This window comes from Streptomyces sp. NPDC058964 (genome assembly GCF_042741275.1).
Lineage (GTDB): Bacteria > Actinomycetota > Actinomycetes > Streptomycetales > Streptomycetaceae > Streptomyces.
In genome coordinates, this window is sequence record NZ_JBHYKH010000431.1 from 3,405 (window position 1) to 7,872 (window position 4,468).

The window sequence follows — 4,468 nt, forward strand, 5'->3', positions numbered from 1 at the left end:
GCGGCCCGGCCCCCCCCGGGCCCCGCCCCCCCGGGCGGGCCAAACGGCCGGTGGCCGGTGGGCCCGCCTCAGGCCAGTAGGCCGGAAGAACGCCACAGGCGGCGGCCGACGCCGCGCAGCACGCCGATGTCGTCCAGGAAGTCCGTCAGCCGCTTCGCTCCCGTCTGCATGACCTCGCGGCGGTGCGCGCTGGCCTTGACCTGGGCCATCGCCTCGCGCTTGTCCAGGCCGACGTTCGTGTAGACCTCGGGGTTCACGAAGGCCACCGAGAACACCCGCGCGAACTCGCCCGAGGTGACCCGGGTGAACTCCTGCGACCACCGGGGTGCCGTCAGCATCTGGCGGCGGAGTTCCTCACGGGCGTATCGGACATGGCGGGCCTCCTCGACCACATGGATGCGGGTCACTCCCCGGACCAGCGGCTGCACCCGCTCGTCCGGGAACGTCAGCCGCTGCATCCAGTCCAGTACCTCCTCGCCGAGCAGCGTCGCCGTGAAGGAACCGGGGGTGGTGGAGATCGTCTTGAAGACCCGGCCGAGGGTCTGGTGGGCCCGGCTCACCGGGTACCAGGGCGCGTCCCCCCGTGAGATCAGGCGGGCGAACATCTTGGAGTGCCGGCACTCGTCCTCGATCTCGGTGAGCGCGTAGCGGACGTGCGCGCTCGTCGCCGACTTGTCGTAGATGTGCCGGACCAGCAGCTGCATCAGGATGATCTCGAACCAGATGCCCAGCGAGGCCAGCGCCGCGGCCTCGTGCTGGGAGAGCAGGATCCGCTGTTCCTCGCCCATCCGCTTCCACAGCGGGGTGTCGTAGAGCGAGACCAGTTCCGGCGGCCAGAACCACTTGCCCTCCTCGAAGGGCGCATCCCAGTCCAGCTCCTTGTCGGGGTCGAAGGAGTGCTTGGCGGAAGAGACGAGCAGCCGTTCGGCCACCTGCTCCCGGTCCTTGAGCAGGCCGAGCGCGTCGCGCAGGCCGTTGACCGCGTCGGCTTCCGTCAGGGTCGTCATGGCTCCCTCACCTCGTTACCCGGAGTACGTGCGTCGACTCTTATGAGACTGCTTGTCAGCAAGGTCGTCAATCCCTCGCACAGCACTTGTTGACTCGGCGTCTACGTGTGAGCCTGCCGTTATGCCGACCTCCGAGCTCTACGCCAAGGACCCGGGAGACCCCCACTGGCAGGTGCCCGCGACCGGCGCGGCCCGTTTCAGCTGGGAGTACGACGACGGCCGCGACCGTCTCCTCGCCCTCTACCAGAAGGGCAAGGACAAACAGTGGGACGGGCAGAAGCGCATCGACTGGGACATCGAAGTCGACCCGCACGACGCCCTGGGCACGCCCGACGAGTCCATGACCCTCTACGGGACGCGCTACTGGGACAAGATGACCGACCGGGACAAGGGCCAGCTGCGTCAGCACTTCGCCTCCTGGCAGTTCAGCCAGTTCCTGCACGGCGAACAGGGCGCCATGATCTGCGCGGCGCGGATCGTGGAGTCCGTCCCCGATCTGGATGCCAAGTTCTACTCGGCGACCCAGACGATGGACGAGGCCCGGCACGCCGAGATCTACGCCCGCTTCCTGCACGAGAAGATCGGGCTGGTCTACCCGATCAACGACAACCTCCAGTCCCTGCTCGGCGACACCCTCCGCGACAGCCGCTGGGACATGCCCTACCTGGGCATGCAGGTCCTCATCGAGGGGCTGGCGCTGGCCGCCTTCGGCATGATCCGGGACACCACCAGCAAGCCCCTGCCGAAGCAGATCCTGGCCTACGTCATGCAGGACGAGGCCCGGCACGTGGCCTTCGGCCGGATGGCACTGCGGGACTACTACAAGCAGCTCAGCGACGCCGAACTCCGTGAGCGCGAGGAGTTCGTCATCGAGGGCTGCTACCTGATGCGCGACCGGCTGCGCGGGGTGGAGGTGCTGGAGAACTTCGGCATCCCCAGGACGGAGGCCGAGGAGCTGAGCGAGCGGTCCGAGTTCCTCCAGCTCTTCCGCAAACTGCTGTTCAGCCGCATCGTGCCCTGCGTGAAGGACATCGGCCTGTGGGGCGAACGCCTGCAGCGGGCCTATGTCGACATGGGCGTCCTGGAGATGGGCGACTCCAACCTGGACCTGCTGATGGCCCAGGACGAGGAGATCGCCGAGCGGCTCGACGCGGAACGCTTCGCGGTGGAGGAGCGGGAGCGGGCGGCGGAGGTGGAGGAGGCGATCGAGGAAGGTCAACGCCTCATCGGTTGATCACTGCATCGACGGGGGAATCGGCATGTACCCCTGGGTGCGCTGACCGTGCCGGGCAGACTCCGGCCCAGGGGCGCCATCATGAGCGCCGCACGTGAGTACGGGCTGGACGAGGACTACGAGTGACCTCGTCCGCCGCATGAGGGCTGGCCGGCGGGCGACCTGGACCGGCTCCCGAGCCCTCCTCCCCACACGGAGCCGCGTTGCCGGGCCGCGGTACCCCGGTTCACAGGCCCAGAACCGCCTTCATCACCTCCCTCGCGATCGGCGCCGCGTCCCCGCCTCCGCTGATCTCCCCGCGGTCCGCCGCCGCGTCCTCCACCACCACCGCGACCGCCACCTTCGGCTCCATGTCGTCGTTGCCCTGCGCCCAGGACACGAACCAGGCGTACGGCACACCGGCGTTGCCGACGCCGTGCTGGGCGGTGCCGGTCTTGCCGCCGACCGTGGCGCCGGGGATGGCCGCGTTGGCGCCCGTGCCCTCCCGCACCACGTCGGTCATCAGCTCCCGCATGCGCACCGCGGTCGCCGGGTTCATCGCCTGGTGCAGGGGACGGGCACCGGTCGTGGTGATCGTCTCGCCGCCCTTGCGGACCGTCCGTTCCACCAGGTACGGCGCCCGCACCTGCCCGCCGTTGGCGACGGCGGCCGCCACCATCGCCATCTGGAGCGGTGTGGCCCGCGTGTTGTACTGCCCGATCGAGGACAGTGCCAGCTGCGCCCTGTCGACGTGGGTGTCGAAGGTGCTCTGTGCGACCGAGTACGGGATCCGCAGGCTCGTGTCGTTGAAGCCGAAGGCCTGCGCCGTCGAGGACATGGCGTCGACCCCCACGTCCGCGCCCAGCTTCGCGAACACGGTGTTGCACGACCACTCGAAGGCCGCCCGCACCGAGGCGTCCGCGCAGCCCTCGGACTCGTTCGTCAGACGCGTCCTCGTGCCCGGCAGGGTGTAGGGATCGGGGGAGTCGGTGGGCGCGTCCAGGTCCTCGACCACCCCCGCGTCCAGCGCCGCGGCTGCGGTGACCACCTTGAAGGTGGAGCCCGGCGGATACGTCTGCCGGGCGGCCCGGTTGAGCATCGGCTTCTCCGGGTCGTCGTTGAGCCGAGCCCAGGCCGACGTCACCGCGTCCCCGTTCCCGGACAGCTCGGCGGGGTCGTACGACGGCGTGGACACCAGCGCCAGGATCCGGCCCGTGGACGGCTCGATCGCCGCCACCGCGCCCTTGCGCGCGCCCAGCCCCCGGTACGCCGCCTCCTGCGCGGACCGGTTGAGGGTCGTGACGACGTCCCCGGGCGGGTTCTGCGCCCGGGTGACCTCGTTCCACAGGGGGAAGGGCGACAGCAGCGGATCCGTGCCGGACAGAATGCCGTCCTCGGCGTGCTCCAGGAACGTCGTCCCGTACACCTGCGAGGCGAACCCGGTCACCGGCGCGTACAACGGCCCGTTCTCGTAGGCCCGTTCGTGGCGGAGCTGCTCACCGGTGTCGCGGGAACCGGTGACCGGGAGCCCGCCGACGAGGATGTCGCCGCGCGCCTGGCCGTAACGGGCGATCGTGGCACGGCGGTTGGCCGGGTTGTCGTCGTAGGAGGGACCCTGGACGACCTGGACGCGGGCGGCGTTCACGAGCAGCGCCACCAGGAGCAGCACGCAGAACGCGGCGGCGTGCCGGATGTACTTGGTCACGGGGCCACCCGGCCGTCGTACTGGCTGCGGGCCGAGTCGCTCACCCGGATCAGCAGGGCCACGATCGCCCAGTTGGTGACGACGGAGGAACCGCCCTGCGCCAGGAACGGCATCGCCATGCCGGTCAGCGGGATCAGACCGGTCACCCCGCCCGCGATCACGAACACCTGGAGCGCCACGATCGAGGCGAGGCCGACCGCGAGCAGCCGGCCGAAGGGGTCCCGTGCGGCCAGCCCCGCCCGGTAGCCGCGCTCCACGAGCAGCGCGTACAGCAGGAAGATCGCGGTCAGGCCGAGGAAGCCCAGTTCCTCCCCGGCGGTCGCCAGGATGAAGTCCGACTTGACGGCGAAGCCGATGAGGATCGAGTGCCCGAGCCCGAGGCCGGTGCCGGTCACCCCGCCCGCCGCGATGGCGAAGAGGGACTGGGCCAGCTGGCCCGGCCCGTCGCCCGCCTCGATGGACGCGAAGGGGTGCAGCCAGTCCTCCACCCTGCTGTGCACGTGCGGCTCCAGCCAGCCCACGGCGACCGCGCCCAGCGAGGGG

Annotated in this window: 4 protein-coding genes; 1 reads left to right on the forward strand and 3 read right to left on the reverse strand. The window is 70.2% G+C overall.

Going from position 1 to position 4,468, the window contains the following annotated elements; all coding sequences use genetic code 11:
- Window positions 1-68: 68 nt before the first annotated feature.
- Entirely contained in the window at window positions 69-1,007 is a 939-nt protein-coding gene (locus tag ACFW2E_RS35815; RefSeq protein ID WP_384472854.1) for a diiron oxygenase, read from the reverse strand.
- Between the two features lie 121 nt (window positions 1,008-1,128).
- Here ACFW2E_RS35815 and ACFW2E_RS35820 point away from each other — a divergent pair, with 121 nt between their 5' ends.
- On the forward strand, window positions 1,129-2,241 hold the full coding sequence (locus tag ACFW2E_RS35820; RefSeq protein ID WP_384472857.1) for a ferritin-like domain-containing protein: 1,113 nt from the start codon (window positions 1,129-1,131) through the stop codon (window positions 2,239-2,241).
- A 226-nt stretch (window positions 2,242-2,467) separates the two neighbouring features.
- Here the strand turns inward: ACFW2E_RS35820 and ACFW2E_RS35825 are convergent, their stop codons facing one another.
- Both ACFW2E_RS35825 and ACFW2E_RS35830 read right to left on the reverse strand, forming a co-directional pair.
- Entirely contained in the window at window positions 2,468-3,925 is a 1,458-nt protein-coding gene (locus ACFW2E_RS35825; RefSeq protein WP_384472860.1) for a penicillin-binding transpeptidase domain-containing protein, read from the reverse strand.
- The coding region (locus tag ACFW2E_RS35830) for an FtsW/RodA/SpoVE family cell cycle protein (RefSeq protein ID WP_384472863.1) at window positions 3,922-4,468 on the reverse strand (547 nt) is incomplete at its 5' end. The genes ACFW2E_RS35830 and ACFW2E_RS35825, both read right to left, overlap by 4 nt.

Bases quoted from the DNA above. Each gene is read 5' to 3' on its own strand.
- ACFW2E_RS35820 (WP_384472857.1), top strand. From the start codon at position 1,129: ATGCCGACCTCCGAGCTCTACGCCAAGGACCCGGGAGACCCCCACTGG.
- ACFW2E_RS35815 (WP_384472854.1), bottom strand. From the start codon at position 1,007: ATGACGACCCTGACGGAAGCCGACGCGGTCAACGGCCTGCGCGACGCG.